This is a genomic window from Variovorax sp. Soil_C_33 (genome assembly GCF_057656935.1).
This window is the reverse complement of record NZ_JBDGJK010000014.1, coordinates 75368-90016: the sequence shown is the minus strand read 5'-3', so window position 1 is coordinate 90016 and position 14649 is coordinate 75368. Positions and strand designations below refer to the sequence as shown.

Below are 14649 nucleotides of genomic sequence, written 5' to 3'. Positions count from 1 at the left end.
GTGCGCGCCGATCAGTTGCTCGTCGAACGCGGCCTCGCCGCCTCGCGCTCGCAGGCCGTGCGGCTGATCGCGGGCGGCCTGCGCTGGCGCGACGGCACGACCTGGCGCTTGGTCGGCAAGAACCGCGACGAGGTGCCGGAGACGGCCGAGCTCGAGCTCGTGGATGCGGCCGAGGCGCGCTACGTCTCGCGCGGCGGGCTCAAGCTCGAAGGCGCGCTCGCCGCGACCGGCATCGATGTGCAGGGCAAGCGCTGCCTCGATGTCGGCCAGTCGACCGGCGGTTTCACCGACTGCCTGCTGCAGCGCGGTGCCGCGCATGTGGTGGGCGTGGACGTGGGCCATGGCCAGCTGCATGCGCGGATACGCGGCGACGCGCGCGTGACGGCGGTCGAAGGCGTCAATGCGCGCACGCTCGACGCGTCCGCCTGGGCCGATGCCTCGCCCGCAGACACGCATTTCGATCTGATCGTCGGCGACTTGTCGTTCATCTCGCTCACGCTGGTACTGCCCGCGCTGATACCGTTGCTTGCACCGGCCGCTGAACTTCTGATGCTCGTCAAGCCTCAATTCGAGCTACAGCCGGGACAGGTCGGCAAGGGCGGCATCGTGCGCGATGCCACTCTCTTCGCGGTGGTCGAACAGCGTTTGCGCACAGCGTGCGCGGAGCTCGGCCTGCGCGTTGCGGCGTGGTTCGACAGCCCGATAGCGGGCGGCGACGGCAACCGCGAATTCTTCATCCATGCCGTTCGTGCGAACGGCGAACCAGGAGCCGGGCGTGCGCCTTCCGCTGAGCTTTGAATTCTTTCCACCGAAGACGCCTGAAGGCGCGGCCAAGCTGCGCACCGTGCGCCAGCAGCTCTACGTGCGGCAGCCCGAGTTCTGCTCGGTGACCTACGGCGCCGGCGGCTCCACGCACGAGGGCACCTTCGGCACGGTGCGCGAGATCCTGAGCGAGGGCGTCGATGCCGCCTGCCATTTCTCCTGCATCGGCGCCACGCGCAGCACGGTGCGCGCGCAGCTGGCGGAGCTCAAGGCCATGGGCGTCAAGCGCCTGGTCGCGCTGCGCGGCGACCTGCCGAGCGGCTACGGCATGGGCGGCGAGTTCCACTATGCGAGCGATCTCGTCGCCTTCATCCGCGAAGAGACCGGCCGCGATTTCCACATCGAGGTCGCCTGCTATCCCGAAGTGCATCCGCAGGCGCGCTCGCCCGAAGCGGACCTGCAGGCCTTCGCGGCGAAGATGCATGCGGGCGCCGATTCGGCGATCACGCAGTACTTCTTCAGCCCCGAGGCCTACTTCCGCTTCGTCGACGAGGCGCGCAAGCTGGGGCTCGCGGCGCCGATCGTGCCGGGCATCATGCCGATCACGAGCTCGACCCAGCTGATGCGCTTCTCGGATGCCTGCGGCGCCGAGATTCCGCGCTGGATCCGGCTGCGGCTGCAGGGCTTCGGCGACGACACGGCCTCGATCAAGGCCTTCGGCCTCGACGTGGTGACCGAGCTCTGCGCGCGCCTCGCCAGCGGCGGCGCGCCGGCGATCCACTTCTACACGATGAACCAGTCGGTGGCGTCGCTTGCGTTGCTGGAGCGGCTGGGTTGGGACGAATGAGTTCGTGCCGCCTCGGCGGCTGGCTTGCGCTCGTCGTCGCGGCCGTCTGGCTGGCGGGTTGCACCACGCAACCTTCGTCTCCGCCGGGCGAGGGCGCGCAAGGATTGCGGCCGCTGGCGCGACAGCCCGCACTGCCGCCTGGCGCACCGCCGCGTTCCCAGGTGCCGTCGGCGCGCTATGAGCTCGCGGGGCCGGGTGCCGACGAATTGCCGGACGACGGCGCGCCGGGCGACGAAGGTCCTCGAGAAATCTATGAGCGCGGCGGCGCTTCCTGGTATGGCATCCAGTTCCACCAGCGCAAGACCGCGAACGGCGAGCGCTTCGACATGACCGCCATGACGGCCGCGCACAAGACGCTGCCCTTCAATACGCGCGTCTGCGTGCGCAGCCTGGTGAACGGGCGCGAAGTGCTGGTCCGCATCAACGACCGCGGGCCCTACGCGTCGGGCCGCATCATCGATTTGAGCCGTTCGGCGGCCGAGGCGATCGGCATGCTGGGGATGGGCATCAAGCAGGTTGCGTTGTCGATCATGGACAAGAACGGCGCGCGCTGTGCCGGCACGGCGGTCGAGACGAATGGGGCGGATGCGGCGCCGGCTGTCACCCCGGCGCCTGCCAGGAAGCCCGCGGGCAGGAAGAGCCGCGAAGTGCCGCCGCGCCTGCGGCGCTGAAGCGCACCGCGGCGGCCGGCTCAGCCGCCGCTCTCGAGCGAGGAGGCCGCGTGGCGATCCTGGCCGAGGCGCTGCGCCATCTGCGGCAACGCGGGCTCGAGCAGCGCCTTCAGCGTGTAGGGCGGATTGATCAGGAACATGCCGCTCGCAGGCAGGCCCGGCCGGTGCGTGGCGCCCGAGGCATCGGTCACGATCTTGCTCGACTTCACCGTCAGCGTCGCGTGCAGCCAGGACTTGCCGGCCTTGGTGGCCAAGGTCTTGAGCCGGCGCGGCAGGTCGTGCGCCTCGGGCCGCGGAATGATCGGGTACCACACGGCATAGGTGCCGGTCGCGAAGCGCTTGAGCGCCGCGCTCACGAAATCGAGCACGCGCGCATAGTCGCTCTTGATCTCGTAGCTCGGATCGCACAGCACCAGCGCACGGCGCGAGGGCGGCGGCAGGAACTTGGTCGCGCTGCCGAAGCCGTCCTCGCGCAGCACGGCGATCTGCCGCCCGGCCTCCAGCTGCGCGATGTTGGCATCGAGGGTGCGCGCATCAGTCGGGTGCAGCTCGAAGAGCTTGAGCTTGTCGTGCTCGCGCAGCAGGTGGTGCGTGATGAAGGGCGAACCGGGGTAGATGCGGGCGCTGCCCTTGGGATTGAAGTCGCGCACCACGTCGAGGTAGCGCGCGAGCGCGTCGGGCAGCGGTGCCGACTTGGCATCCTTCGCCTCCGAGAGAAGCCGCAGCACGCCCTCGGCCGCCTCGCCGCTGGTGCCGGCGTAGTCGCCGTCGAGCCGGTAGAGACCGGCGCCGGCGTGCGTGTCGACCACCGTCAGGGCGGCCTCTTTTTCGAGCAGATGCTCGAGCGTGGCAATCAGCACCGTGTGCTTGAGCACGTCGGCGTGGTTGCCGGCGTGGAAGGCGTGGCGGTAGCTGAACATGGCTCGATGGTAACGGTCTGGCGCGACGGATTGGGGCAGGATTGCCCTGTCGGGGCCATTCTTCGTATAATCGTGGGCTTCGCAGCGCTTTTGTGGCCCCGCGGCGAAGCTTCAAAACCCACCTAAGAGATTCCCGCCAGAGGAACGCCGACCGTGGAAAAGGGCCAAACGCTCGCGGGCTCGCGCAGGGCCCGCCAAACCAGGAAAACTCATGACCAAAACGTTCAGCGCCAAGCCCGCTGACGTGACGCACGAGTGGTTTGTGATTGACGCGACCGACAAGGTCCTCGGACGAGTAGCCAGCGAAGTTGCTCTCCGTTTGCGCGGCAAACACAAGGCCATTTACACGCCTCACGTCGATACCGGTGACTTCATCGTCATCATCAACGCAGCCCAACTGCGTGTCACCGGCGCCAAGCCGCTTGACAAGGTGTACTACCGCCACTCGGGCTACCCGGGCGGCATCACGGCCACCAACTTCCGCGACATGCAAGCCAAGCATCCGGGCCGCGCCCTGGAAAAGGCCGTCAAGGGCATGCTGCCCAAGGGCCCGCTCGGCTACGCGATGATCAAGAAACTCAAGGTGTATGGCGGCGCAGAGCACCCGCATACCGCCCAACAGCCCAAAGTGCTGGAACTGTAAGGAGCCTTGAGAATGATTGGTGAATGGAACAACGGCACCGGCCGTCGCAAATCGAGCGTCGCCCGCGTATTTCTGAAAAAAGGCACCGGCAAGATCACGGTCAACGGCAAGGACATCCAGGATTTCTTTGGCCGCGAAACCTCGATCATGATCGCCAAGCAACCGCTCTTCTTGACCAACAACGTCGAAACCTTCGACATCATGGTCAACGTGGCGGGCGGCGGCGAATCGGGCCAGGCTGGCGCGACGCGCCACGGCATCACCCGTGCGCTGATCGACTACGACGCGACGCTCAAGCCGGTGTTGAGCCAGGCCGGTTTCGTGACGCGCGATGCGCGCGAGGTCGAGCGCAAGAAGGTCGGTCTGCATTCCGCACGCCGCCGCAAGCAGTTCTCGAAGCGCTGATCGCCCTTTGGGCTTATCGCTCGCACTGTCAAAAAGCCGCCTTCGGGCGGCTTTTTGCTGATTGAAGTAGCATCACCTTCATTGGCCGCCCGTTCGGCCCCACAGGAGTCCTCCCACATGAGTGCCGTTGCCGAAAACATCCAGCCCCAAATGCCCGAGCCGATCGTCTTCACCGACAGCGCGGCCGCCAAGGTGGCCGACCTGATCGCCGAAGAGGGCAACCCCGACCTCAAGCTGCGCGTGTTCGTGCAGGGCGGCGGCTGCTCCGGCTTCCAGTACGGGTTCACCTTCGATGAAATCACCAATGAGGACGACACGACCATGACCAAGAACGGCGTGTCGCTCCTGATCGATGCCATGAGCTACCAGTACCTGGTCGGCGCCGAGATCGACTACAAGGAAGATCTGCAGGGCGCCCAGTTCGTGATCAAGAACCCGAACGCCACCAGCACCTGCGGCTGCGGATCGAGCTTCTCGGCCTGATACCGCCCCGCGCTGCCAAAGAGCCGCCTCCGGGCGGCTTTTTGCTGCCTGCCGCTTCTCCCCAGCTTTCAGGCCGGATAGATGGCGCCGAGCACGCGCGCGCCGCGCGCGCCGGTCACGCTGGCGAGGTTGCCGGATTCGCCGCGCATCGTACTGCGCGCCAGCCAGGCGAAGGCCGCCGCCTCGACCTGCTGGGGCGGCAGGCCGCGGTCGGCGGACGAAACCACCTTCACGGCAGGCAGCAGCGCCTGCAGGCGGGCCAGCAGGTGGTGATTGAGCGCGCCGCCGCCGCAGACGATCAGCAACTGGCTGCCGGCGCCGTGGCGCTGCAGATCCGCGGCGCAGACCGCGGCGGTCAGCTCGGCCAGGGTCGCCTGCACGTCGGCCGGAGCGGCCGCCGAGGTGCCCAGATGCGAGGCCAGCCAGGTCGGATTGAACAGATCCCGCCCGGTGCTCTTGGGCGGTGCCTTGGCGAAGTAGGCGTCGGCCCGAAGGCGCGAGAGCAGGTCTGGCAGCACCCGGCCGCTGGCGGCCCACTGGCCGGCATGGTCGAAAGGCTGTCCGAGGTGGCTCTGGCACCAGTGGTCGAGTAGCGCGTTGCCCGGCCCGCAATCGAAGCCGAGCACCGTGCCGCTGCCGGCCGGCAGCAGGCTCAGATTGGAGATTCCGCCGATGTTCAGCACGGCGACGGCCTGGTCGTCGCGCGCGAACAGCGCCCGATGAAAGGCGGGTACCAGCGGCGCGCCCTGGCCTCCGGCCGCGAGGTCGCGGCTGCGGAAATCGGCCACCACCCGGATGCCCGTGAGCTCCGCGATCAGCGAGGGATTGTTGATCTGCAGCGTGTAGCCGACATCGTCGAACTCGCCCGGCCGGTGGCGCACCGTCTGGCCGTGCGCGCCAATGGCCATGACGGCCTCGGCTGCGATGCCGATATCGGCCAGCAGCTGTTGCACCACGCTCGCGTAGATCCTTGCGAGCCCGTTGCCGGCCAGTGCGGCACGGTGCAATTCGTTGTCGCCGCCCGGCGTATTGAGCGCCATCAGCTCGGCACGCAAGGAAACCGGAAAGCTGGCGGTGGCGTGCGCCCGCACGGCGATGCGTCCGTGCGAAAAGTCGGCCAGGACGCCGTCGACGCCGTCGAGCGAAGTGCCGGACATCAGGCCGATGAAGAGTTCAGCCATTTCCGGAGGAAAGGAGAGGCCTAGTCTGCGCTGGCCTGGACGACCGAGAAGGCCGCTGCCAGCTCTGTGCGCGTGGCAAGGGCCAGGCGCTCGAAGGCCGGCCGCGCCGCCGCGGTGATCGGCACGCCGCCGTCCTGCTGCGCGATGGTGGCCGGGTCCTGGTATTCGCCGTTCACCCGGAACTCGAAGTGCAGGTGCGGGCCGGTGGCCCAGCCGGTGGAGCCGACCGCGCCAACGGTCTGGCCCTGGCTCAGGCTCTGGCCGACCTTGACGTCGATGCGGCTCAGATGCGCATAGGCCGTCTGCTGGTGGTTGCGGTGATTCACGATCACGATGTTGCCGTAGCCGCTCTGCGTGCCTGCGAATTCGACGGTGCCATCGCCCACGCTGCGCACGGTCGTGCCGGTGGGCGCGGCATAGTCGATGCCGTTGTGCTGGCGCCAGCTGTTGAGGATGGGGTGCATGCGCATCGCGAAGCCGCTCGACACGCGCGAGAACTCCACCGGCGAGCTCAGGTAGGCGCGACGCAGGCTCTCTCCGTTGGGGCGGTAGTAGCCGCCCTTTTGCCCGGGCTCCTGGAACCACAGTGCCTGGTGCAGTTTGCCGTTGCTCTCGAACTCGGCCGACAGCACGCGGCCGCTGCGCAGGGTCTGCCCGTCGGCATCGAAGGTTTCGTAGACGACGGCGAAGCGGTCACCCTTGCGCAGCGAGCGGAAGTCGACGTCGCCCGAGAAGATATCGGCCAACTGGCTCGCCACCGAATCGGGGATGCGTGCATCGTCGGTGGCCGCAAAGAGGGAGCTGCGAACGATGCCGCTGGCCAGCCGGCTGCCGGGGGTCAGCGCGTCGGTTTCGGTGCGCACGCGGTAGCCGGTGCCGATCTTTTCGACCACCAGGCGCTTGAAGCCGCCGTCGCCGTCGGGAATCCATCGGGCGCTGAGTTTTTGCAAGGTGTTTTCTTGCGTGGCCTCGGCGGTCACGGTGCGGCCGACGCGGCTGAACAGGGCCAAGCGAGCCTCGGCATTGCCGCGCACGTAGGCGGCTGCTGCGGGGTCGTCGATGCCCAGTCGGCGCAGCAGCGCTTCGGCCGTGTCGCTCGAACGGGTGATTTCGGTGCGGAACAGCGTGAAACCGTGGGTATCGAGCGCTTCCACCTGGTCGGCGAAAGAGCGCGGGGTGACGGCTTCGAACACTTGCTTGACCGGCAGTTCGGCCGCATCGGGGCCGAGCGAGGCGACGGCGAAGGCACCGCCGCCGGCGGACAGCAGCAGCGCGGCGATGGCCGCCGTGATCTGCCTCGGATACGTCCGGAACGTATAGGCCACGCGGGAAGCAAGCGCCTCCTCGGCGGCAAGAATGCCGTTGATCAAACTTCGAATTCCAGCTCAGGTTCAGCAAATCCGCGCTGCAAAGGCCGTGTCGGACGGGCGGCAGGACGGTGCGGAAAAAAAGCGCCGCTTAGAATCCGGCGCTTGAAAAGTCGGGCTGAGTATAGCTTCGGCCATAGTCAAATCAGCCAAAAAGTGCCATGAACCCCGATTTTGTTACAACCGCAACCCTGTCCGATGGTGTAGGACGGGCCCTCGAAATTTCACTTCGTGGGGTCGACGAATTGCTGCCCCAGGACGAGTGGGTGAAGAAGCTCCAGCGCGCTGAGGCAACCGGCAAGCCGTTGCGGATCAAGCTGGGCCTGGATCCGACGGCGCCCGACATCCATATCGGTCACACGGTGGTGCTCAACAAGATGCGCCAGTTGCAAGACCTCGGCCACACCGTGATCTTCCTGATCGGCGACTTCACCACCACCATCGGCGACCCTTCGGGCCGCAACAGCACCCGGCCGCCGCTCACGCGCGAGCAGATCGAGGCCAATGCCCAGACCTACTACCGGCAGGCCAGCCTGGTGCTGGACCCCTCGAAGACCGAGATTCGCTACAACTCCGAGTGGAGCGACCCGCTGGGCGCGCGCGGCATGATCCAGCTGGCCGCCAAGTACACCGTGGCCCGCATGATGGAGCGCGACGACTTCAGCAAGCGCTTCAAGGCCGGCCAGTCGATCTCCGTGCATGAGTTCCTCTACCCGCTGATGCAGGGCTATGACTCGGTGGCGCTCAAGTCCGACCTCGAACTGGGCGGGACTGATCAGAAATTCAACCTGCTCATGGGGCGGCATCTCCAGGAAGAGTACGGCCAAGAGCCGCAGTGCATACTCACTATGCCACTGCTGGAGGGGCTCGACGGCGTCGAAAAGATGTCGAAGAGCAAGAACAACTACATCGGCATCAGCGAGGACCCCAACACCATGTTCGCCAAGGTGCTGTCGATCTCGGACACGCTGATGTGGCGCTGGTACACGCTGCTGAGTTTCCGCTCGCTGGCCGAGATCGCGGCGCTCAGGGCCGAGGTCGAGGGCGGCCGCAATCCGAAGGATGCCAAGGTCGCGCTCGCCAAGGAGATCACGGCGCGCTTCCACAGTGCGGCCGCGGCGGAGACGGCCGAGCAGGACTTCATCAACCGCAGCAAGGGCGGCGTGCCGGATGAGATTCCCGAGGTGACGCTCTCGGGCGCGCCGCTGGGCATTGCCCAGTTGCTCAAGCAGGCAGGGCTGGCGGCCTCTACTTCCGAGGGCAACCGGCTTATCGACGGCGGCGGCGTGCGGGTCGACTCGAGCGTGGTCAGCGACAAGGGGCTCAAGCTGGCTGCGGGCAGCTATGTCGTGCAGGTCGGCAAGCGCAAGTTCGCGCGCGTCAACTTGAGCTGAGCCGGAGCCGGCTCTTCAGCGCACTGCGCCCTGGCGCGCGGCCGCGGGCGGCAACATTTCGAAGAGCAACCTGTGTTCGGCCTGCACCCGGGCCGGATCGGCCTGGTCGACCACCGGCGCGCCACGCGTGGCGGTCGTGGCGCGCTGATAGGGTTTTGAGAGCGTTTCTTCGAAGTCATTGTTGCTTCGCACGACCAGGGCCGAAGAGCTGCCGTCGGCTTGCGGCAGCAACACGACCCGCGTGGACGAGGACGAGGGTGGAGTGCCGGCGCAGGCCGCCAGCAGCGTGGCCGACAGGACGGCAACGACACGCCCGGCGAAAAGGCGGAACCTGTTCACTGCTGTGCGCCCGCCTGCACGATGAAATCCGTGCCGCGGATGCCGACGGTGGCGGTCTGCGTCTCGATCCGCACGGCGTCGGGCTGGGTCTTGCCGATAAGGCCGGTCACCATGCGCAGCGATCCGCGAAGCAGCGAGACCAGCAAGCCGCCGTCGCGCGTGGCCGGATCGAAGTGGAACTGCTTGAGGTCGAGCCTCGACGAGGGCCCCACCACCATCCTCGTGCCGTCGCGCAGCACCAGGCTGGCGGCCGAGTCGGCCTCGGTCTCGATGCGGTCGATCGGTGCGATGGCGTCGCCGGCGTGCGCCGGACGCGCGGTGCCATCGGTGTTGAGAAGCTGAACGCTGCCGCGCACCGCCTTCAGGATGCCGGCGTGCTCCGCGGCCGGCGCCGGCGCCTGGGCCAGGGCGCCGGCGCTGGCAAACAGAAGCGGGCCGCACAAGCTCATGGCCAAGCGTTTCTTCATGCGCACTCCTGTCCGGGTTCGTGTTCCTGCACATGGTAAGCGAGCCGAGCACCGCGGTCGTGCCCCGATAATTCGCCACCTTCCTGCGGCGCATGTCTCGTTTGTCCTCGTCTTCCACCGATCGTTCCCCGTCGCCTGGCGCGTTCAGTCCGCGCTTGCTGCTGCGCATTTCGATCGCCGTCGCGCTGCTCACGATCGTGCTCAAGGGCTCGGCCGGCTGGCTGACGAACTCCATGGGCCTGATCTCGGACGCCATGGAATCCTTCGTGAACCTGGCGAGCGCCATGTTCGCGCTCGCGATGGTCACGATCGCCGCACGGCCGGCCGACGAAGACCATCCCTATGGCCATCACAAGGCCGAGTACTTCTCTTCCGGCTTCGAAGGCATCCTGATCATCGGTGCCGCCGCCGCCATTCTGTGGGCGGCCGTGGCACGGCTGCTTTCGCCCGAGCCGCTCGAGCAACTGGGATGGGGCCTGGCGCTGTCGATCATCAGTTCGGGCTTCAATGCCGCACTGGCCTTCGCGCTGTTCCGGGCTGCGCGCACGCATCGCTCGATTGCGCTGGAAGCCGACGCGCGGCATCTGCTCACCGACGTCTGGACTTCGGCCGGGGTCGTGATCGGCATCGTGGCGGTCGGGCTGAGCGGCTGGCTCTGGCTTGATCCCCTGCTCGCGATCGGCGTGGCCCTGAACATCGGGCGCGAGGGGGTGAAGCTGGTGTGGCGTTCGTCGCAGGGGCTGATGGACGAGGCGCTCGACCCCGAGTCGCAGGCGCTGCTGCACGCGACGCTGGAAAGCTTTGCCGCCAGCGTGCCCGAGGGCGCGCAGCTTCGCTTCGACGACATCGCGACGCGCCGTGCCGGCCAGCGCCGCTTTGCCGACCTGCACATGCACGTGCCCGGCGACTGGCCGCTCCAGCGCGCCGCGGCCTTGCGCGATGCCCTCGAGCAGGCGCTGATGGACGCGGTGCCCGGCCTGCGCGTCACCATCCAACTGCTGCCGTTGGGCATGGAAGCGCGCGCCACGCAGATCGAGGACGACGCATGAAGGCGCTGCTCCAGCGCGTGGCCGAAGCGCGCGTCGACATCGGCGGCCGCACCGTCGGCGCCATCCATGCCGGCCTGCTCGTGCTGCTCTGTGCGGAGCGCGGCGACGGCGACCACTTGGCCGATCGCCTGCTCGCGAAGATCCTGAAGCTGCGCGTCTTCTCGGACGAGGCGGGCAAGATGAACCGCAGCGTGCAGGACATCGGCGGCGGCCTGCTGGTGGTGAGCCAGTTCACGCTGGCGGCCGACGTGAGCGGCGGCAACCGCCCCAGCTTCACGCAGGCGGCGCCGCCCGACGAGGGCCGCCGGCTGTACGAGTACTTCGTGGCCCGGGCGCGCGCCGCGCATCCGGTGGTGGCCACCGGCGAGTTCGGCGCCGACATGCAGGTGCGGCTGGTGAACGACGGGCCGGTCACCATTCCGCTGCAGATCTCGCCGTGAGCTTCAGTAAGGGTTCTTGATGCCGAGCCGCGCGAGGATCTCGATCTCGCGCGCCTCCATCGCCTCGGCATCGGCCTCGCCGGTTTCGTGCTCCCAGCCCTGCGCATGCAGCGTGCCGTGCACCAGCAGGTGCGCATAGTGCGCGGCCAGCGTCTTGCGCTGTTCCTTCGCTTCGCGCGCGACCACCGGCGCGCACAGCACCAGGTCCGCCATCACGACCGGGCTTTGCGCATAGTCGAAGGTCAGCACGTTGGTCGCGTAGTCCTTGCCGCGGAATTCGCGGTTGAGCTGCTGGCCTTCCTCGGCGTCGACGATGCGCACGGTGATCTCGCCGTCGGCATCGAGCGCATGGCGGATCCAGCGTGCGACCCGGTGGCGCGGCAGCGCGGCGCGGTGGCGCGCCACCTCGCGAAAGCGCGCGAACTGCAGCGAGAGTGTCAGGTCCGCCAATGCCATCAGCGGGCCGAGGTGCGTTTGCGCGCACCGTCGTAGGCATCGATGATCCGCGCCACCAGTGGATGCCGCACCACGTCGCCGCTGTTGAAGTGCGTGATGGCGATGCCGTTGACGCGCTTGAGCACCCGCTCGGCGTCGATCAGGCCGCTCAGCTGCGCCTTCGGCAGATCGATCTGGCTCACGTCGCCGGTCACCACGGCCTTGGCGCCGAAGCCGATGCGCGTCAAGAACATCTTCATCTGCTCGGGCGTGGTGTTCTGCGCCTCGTCGAGAATCACGAAGGCATTGTTGAGCGTGCGGCCCCGCATGAAGGCGAGCGGGGCGATCTCCAGCGTGTTGCGCTCGAAGGCCTTCTGCACGCGGTCGAAACCCATCAGGTCGTAGAGCGCGTCGTACAGGGGCCGCAGGTAGGGGTCGACCTTCTGCGTCAGGTCGCCGGGCAGGAAGCCGAGCCGTTCGCCGGCCTCCACCGCCGGCCGCGTGAGGACGATGCGCTGCACCGCGCTGCGCTCCAGCGCATCGACCGCGCAAGCCACCGCGAGGTAGGTCTTGCCGGTGCCGGCGGGGCCGATGCCGAGCGTGATGTCGTGGTTCGCGATGTTGTCGAGGTAGACGCTCTGGTTCGGCGTGCGCGCGCGCAGGTCGGCGCGGCGCGTGGCCAGCGTGACTGCGCCGTCCCCGGCCTCGCCCATCGAACTGTCTCCCGCCAGAGTGAGCTGAACCACGGCCGCATCGATCGGCCGCTGGGCAATCTCGTAGAGCGCCTGCAGCACCTCCATCGCGCGCTGCGCGTTGACCTTGGGCCCGTCGATCTTGAACTGCTCGTGCCGGTGCGCGATCTTGACGCTGAGGGCCTCCTCGATGCGCCGCAGGTGCGCGTCGAGCGGCCCGCAAAGGTGCCCCAGGCGCGTGTTGTTGGGCGGGGCGAAGGTGTGTCGCAGAATCACGCGGATTTCATTTTCAAATTCGAGAGGGCACCCATGATAGGCAAACTCACCGGCATCCTGGCCGAGCGCAATCCGCCGCAGGTGGTGGTGGACTGCAACGGCGTCGGCTACGAGGTCGACGTGCCGATGAGCACCTTCTACAACCTGCCGTCTACCGGCGAGCGCGTGTCGCTGCTCACGCACTTCGTGGTGCGCGAGGACGCGCAGGTGCTCTACGGCTTCGGCAGCGCCGACGAGCGCGCCACCTTCCGCCAGCTGATCAAGATTTCGGGCGTCGGGCCGCGCATGGCGTTGGGCGTGCTTTCCGGCCTCAGCGTCGCCGAGCTCGCCCAGGCCATCACGCTGCAGGATGCCGGCCGCCTGGTGAAGATCCCCGGCATCGGCAAGAAGACCGCCGAGCGGCTGCTGCTCGAGCTCAAGGGCAAGCTGGGCGCCGACATCGGAACGCCCACGCATGCGGCGACCGATGCCCAGGCCGACATCCTGCAGGCCCTCGTGGCGCTGGGCTACAGCGACAAGGAAGCCGCGGCCTCTCTCAAGGCTTTGCCGAAGGACGTGGCGGTGGGCGAGGGGATCAAGCTGGCGCTGAAGGCGCTCGCGAAGTAAAGCTACGGCACCCACCAGTAACGGAGGGCGTGGAAGTAAATGGGCGCCGCGAAGATCACCGAGTCGAGCCGGTCGAGCATGCCGCCGTGCCCTTCGATCATCGTGCCCCAGTCCTTCACGCCGCGGTCGCGCTTGATGGCCGACATCACCAGGCCGCCGAAGAAGCCCATCACGCAGATGGTCAGCGCCATCAGCGCCGCCTGCCAGGGATTGAAGGGCGTGGCCCAGTAGAGCGCGGCGCCGAGCGCGGTGGCGCTGGCGACACCGCCGATCAGGCCTTCCCAGGTCTTCGAGGGCGAGAGCTCGGGCGCCACCTTGCGCCGGCCGAAAAGCTTGCCCCAGACGTACTGCAGCACGTCGCTGCCTTGGACCACGATCACGAGGAAGGCGATCAACAGCAGGTTGCGGCCCTCGAAGCCGGGAATCTGCAAGGTCAGCAGCGCCGGCACGTGGCTGATGCAGAACACGCAGACCATCAGTCCCCATTGCACCTTGGACGTGCGCTCGAGGAAGCGCTTGGTGTCGCCGCCCACCGCAGCCAGGATCGGCAGCACCAGGAAAGCGTAGACCGGGATGAAGATCGAGTAGAGCCCGTACCACTCGATCCAGATCAGGAAGTACTGCGCCGGCAGCGCGACGAAGAAGGCGAGCGCGATCGCATGGTGGTCGCCGCGCCGCGTATAGGCCAGGCTCATGAATTCGCGCAGCGCGTAGAACGAGATCAGGTAGAACAGCACGATCACGCCGCCCTTGCCGAAGGCGAAGGCGACGCCGATCACCGCGACCATGATCCACCACGCGTTGACGCGCGAGTTCAGGTTGTCGATCACCGGATGGGGCTGGCCCTGCGCGACGCGCCACTTGAGCAGCGCGCCGACGGCCGAGGCGAGGATCAGCACGCCGGCGACGCCGCCGAAGAGCGCAAGCGTGGTCTGGGTGGAGGCGGAGATGTTCACGATGGCGAGATCTCTTCCGCGCGGTCGTACTCGGGCCGCAGATCGAGCATCGCCGCGCGCGCCCTTGCAATGAAGGTGTTTTTGTCCTCGCCCTCGGCCAGGCTGATCGGCGCTCCGTAGCGCACGCTGCAGGCGAGCGGGATCGGCACCAGCGTGCCCTTGGGCAGCACGCGCTTGAGGTTCTCGATCCACACTGGCACCAGCCGCACCTGCGGGCAGGCGCGTGCCAGGTGGTAGAGCCCGCTCTTGAGCGGCAGCAGCACCTCCTCGCCGATGTTGCGCGTGCCTTCGGGAAACATGATCAGCGAGTCGCCCGCGCGCAGCGCCTCGGTCATCTGGTCGACCGGGTTGGGCGCTTCGCCGCCAGCGGCACTGCCGTCGCGGCGGATCATCAGCGCGTTGAACACGTCGCGGCCGATGAAGCGGCGCAGCGGCGAGGCTTCCCAGTAGTCCTGCCCGGCCACCGGCCGCGTGAGCGCGCGCAGGTCCGGCGGCAGCGTGGCCCACAGCAGCACGAAGTCGCCGTGGCTGGTGTGGTTGGCGAAGTAGAGCGTCTGTTCGGCCTTCGGGCTGGTGCCGGCCCAGACGGCGCGCACGCCGGTCAGGAGCTTGGCGAAGACGACGATCAGCCGGGCCGAGACGACGGCCGTGGCCTTGCGCAGGCCGCTCGGTTCTGACGAAGAACTCATGACAACTCCTCGGGATTCATGCGCGGC

General features: G+C 67.6%; 19 protein-coding genes. 10 read left to right on the top strand and 9 right to left on the bottom strand.

All coding sequences use genetic code 11. The features are described 5' to 3' along the window. The 3 genes from AC3A6B_RS21150 to AC3A6B_RS21140 are packed head-to-tail and all read left to right on the top strand — an operon-like array spanning nucleotide 1 to nucleotide 2280. Nucleotides 1-798 carry a TlyA family RNA methyltransferase gene (locus tag AC3A6B_RS21150; protein WP_487838614.1) on the top strand — a complete coding sequence of 266 codons (798 nt, stop codon included), beginning with the start codon at nucleotides 1-3 and terminating at the stop codon, nucleotides 796-798. Further along, nucleotides 776-1609, top strand: coding sequence for a methylenetetrahydrofolate reductase [NAD(P)H] (metF, locus tag AC3A6B_RS21145; RefSeq protein WP_487838613.1), 834 nt, complete (start codon nucleotides 776-778; stop codon nucleotides 1607-1609). Before AC3A6B_RS21150 ends, metF begins: the two co-directional genes overlap by 23 nt. Further along, entirely contained in the window at nucleotides 1606-2280 is a 675-nt protein-coding gene (locus tag AC3A6B_RS21140; protein ID WP_487838612.1) for a septal ring lytic transglycosylase RlpA family protein, read from the top strand. The genes metF and AC3A6B_RS21140 overlap by 4 nt, the downstream gene beginning before the upstream one ends. A 20-nt stretch (nucleotides 2281-2300) precedes the next feature. Here AC3A6B_RS21140 and AC3A6B_RS21135 read toward each other — a convergent pair whose 3' ends face one another. Next, complete coding sequence (locus tag AC3A6B_RS21135; RefSeq protein ID WP_487838611.1) at nucleotides 2301-3200, bottom strand: 23S rRNA (adenine(2030)-N(6))-methyltransferase RlmJ; 900 nt, start codon at nucleotides 3198-3200, stop codon at nucleotides 2301-2303. Nucleotides 3201-3411: 211 nt separating this feature from the next. On the opposite strand from AC3A6B_RS21135, the gene rplM reads away from it, so the two are divergent. The 3 genes from rplM to erpA all read left to right on the top strand — a co-directional run bounded on the left by rplM (nucleotide 3412) and on the right by erpA (nucleotide 4731). Beyond that, nucleotides 3412-3843, top strand: coding sequence for a 50S ribosomal protein L13 (gene rplM / locus AC3A6B_RS21130; RefSeq protein ID WP_028249522.1), 432 nt, complete (start codon nucleotides 3412-3414; stop codon nucleotides 3841-3843). Between the two features lie 12 nt (nucleotides 3844-3855). Next, nucleotides 3856-4248 (top strand): 30S ribosomal protein S9, encoded by a 393-nt coding sequence (gene rpsI / locus AC3A6B_RS21125; protein ID WP_093109516.1) that lies wholly within the window; start codon nucleotides 3856-3858, stop codon nucleotides 4246-4248. Nucleotides 4249-4365: 117 nt separating this feature from the next. Continuing rightward, nucleotides 4366-4731 (top strand): iron-sulfur cluster insertion protein ErpA, encoded by a 366-nt coding sequence (gene erpA, locus AC3A6B_RS21120; RefSeq protein ID WP_126838649.1) that lies wholly within the window; start codon nucleotides 4366-4368, stop codon nucleotides 4729-4731. 68 nt (nucleotides 4732-4799) lie between these two features. Here the strand turns inward: erpA and AC3A6B_RS21115 are convergent, their stop codons facing one another. Continuing rightward, the gene (locus tag AC3A6B_RS21115; protein ID WP_487838610.1) at nucleotides 4800-5912 is read right to left on the bottom strand and encodes an anhydro-N-acetylmuramic acid kinase; all 1113 of its coding nucleotides are present in this window, start codon (nucleotides 5910-5912) and stop codon (nucleotides 4800-4802) included. Between the two features lie 20 nt (nucleotides 5913-5932). Next, the gene (locus AC3A6B_RS21110; protein ID WP_487838609.1) at nucleotides 5933-7282 is read right to left on the bottom strand and encodes a peptidoglycan DD-metalloendopeptidase family protein; all 1350 of its coding nucleotides are present in this window, start codon (nucleotides 7280-7282) and stop codon (nucleotides 5933-5935) included. 158 nt (nucleotides 7283-7440) lie between these two features. Between AC3A6B_RS21110 and tyrS the strand changes: the two genes are divergently transcribed. After that, nucleotides 7441-8673, top strand: a complete 1233-nt coding sequence (tyrS, locus tag AC3A6B_RS21105; protein ID WP_487838608.1) for a tyrosine--tRNA ligase — start codon at nucleotides 7441-7443, stop codon at nucleotides 8671-8673. A gap of 15 nt (nucleotides 8674-8688) precedes the next feature. Here tyrS and AC3A6B_RS21100 read toward each other — a convergent pair whose 3' ends face one another. Both AC3A6B_RS21100 and AC3A6B_RS21095 read right to left on the bottom strand, forming a co-directional pair. Further along, nucleotides 8689-9012, bottom strand: a complete 324-nt coding sequence (locus AC3A6B_RS21100) for a hypothetical protein (RefSeq protein ID WP_487838607.1) — start codon at nucleotides 9010-9012, stop codon at nucleotides 8689-8691. Continuing rightward, entirely contained in the window at nucleotides 9009-9479 is a 471-nt protein-coding gene (locus AC3A6B_RS21095) for a FecR family protein (RefSeq protein ID WP_487838606.1), read from the bottom strand. Before AC3A6B_RS21095 ends, AC3A6B_RS21100 begins: the two co-directional genes overlap by 4 nt. 92 nt (nucleotides 9480-9571) lie before the next feature. Here AC3A6B_RS21095 and AC3A6B_RS21090 point away from each other — a divergent pair, with 92 nt between their 5' ends. Next, nucleotides 9572-10528, top strand: coding sequence for a cation diffusion facilitator family transporter (locus AC3A6B_RS21090; protein ID WP_487838605.1), 957 nt, complete (start codon nucleotides 9572-9574; stop codon nucleotides 10526-10528). After that, the gene (gene dtd, locus AC3A6B_RS21085; RefSeq protein WP_487838604.1) at nucleotides 10525-10968 is read left to right on the top strand and encodes a D-aminoacyl-tRNA deacylase; all 444 of its coding nucleotides are present in this window, start codon (nucleotides 10525-10527) and stop codon (nucleotides 10966-10968) included. The genes AC3A6B_RS21090 and dtd overlap by 4 nt, the downstream gene beginning before the upstream one ends. A gap of 3 nt (nucleotides 10969-10971) precedes the next feature. Here the strand turns inward: dtd and ybeY are convergent, their stop codons facing one another. After that, nucleotides 10972-11424: an rRNA maturation RNase YbeY gene (ybeY, locus tag AC3A6B_RS21080; protein WP_487838603.1), complete on the bottom strand. Its 453-nt coding sequence runs from the start codon at nucleotides 11422-11424 to the stop codon at nucleotides 10972-10974. After that, nucleotides 11424-12371 carry a PhoH family protein gene (locus AC3A6B_RS21075; RefSeq protein ID WP_487838602.1) on the bottom strand — a complete coding sequence of 316 codons (948 nt, stop codon included), beginning with the start codon at nucleotides 12369-12371 and terminating at the stop codon, nucleotides 11424-11426. Before AC3A6B_RS21075 ends, ybeY begins: the two co-directional genes overlap by 1 nt. A gap of 33 nt (nucleotides 12372-12404) precedes the next feature. Here AC3A6B_RS21075 and ruvA point away from each other — a divergent pair, with 33 nt between their 5' ends. Beyond that, nucleotides 12405-12977, top strand: coding sequence for a Holliday junction branch migration protein RuvA (gene ruvA, locus AC3A6B_RS21070; RefSeq protein ID WP_487838601.1), 573 nt, complete (start codon nucleotides 12405-12407; stop codon nucleotides 12975-12977). Nucleotides 12978-12979: 2 nt separating this feature from the next. Here the strand turns inward: ruvA and AC3A6B_RS21065 are convergent, their stop codons facing one another. Together AC3A6B_RS21065 and AC3A6B_RS21060 are read right to left on the bottom strand one after the other, a co-directional pair. Beyond that, nucleotides 12980-13933 (bottom strand): phosphatidate cytidylyltransferase, encoded by a 954-nt coding sequence (locus tag AC3A6B_RS21065; protein WP_487838600.1) that lies wholly within the window; start codon nucleotides 13931-13933, stop codon nucleotides 12980-12982. Then, nucleotides 13930-14622 (bottom strand): lysophospholipid acyltransferase family protein, encoded by a 693-nt coding sequence (locus tag AC3A6B_RS21060; protein ID WP_487838599.1) that lies wholly within the window; start codon nucleotides 14620-14622, stop codon nucleotides 13930-13932. The genes AC3A6B_RS21065 and AC3A6B_RS21060 overlap by 4 nt, the downstream gene beginning before the upstream one ends. Nucleotides 14623-14649 lie beyond the last annotated feature (27 nt).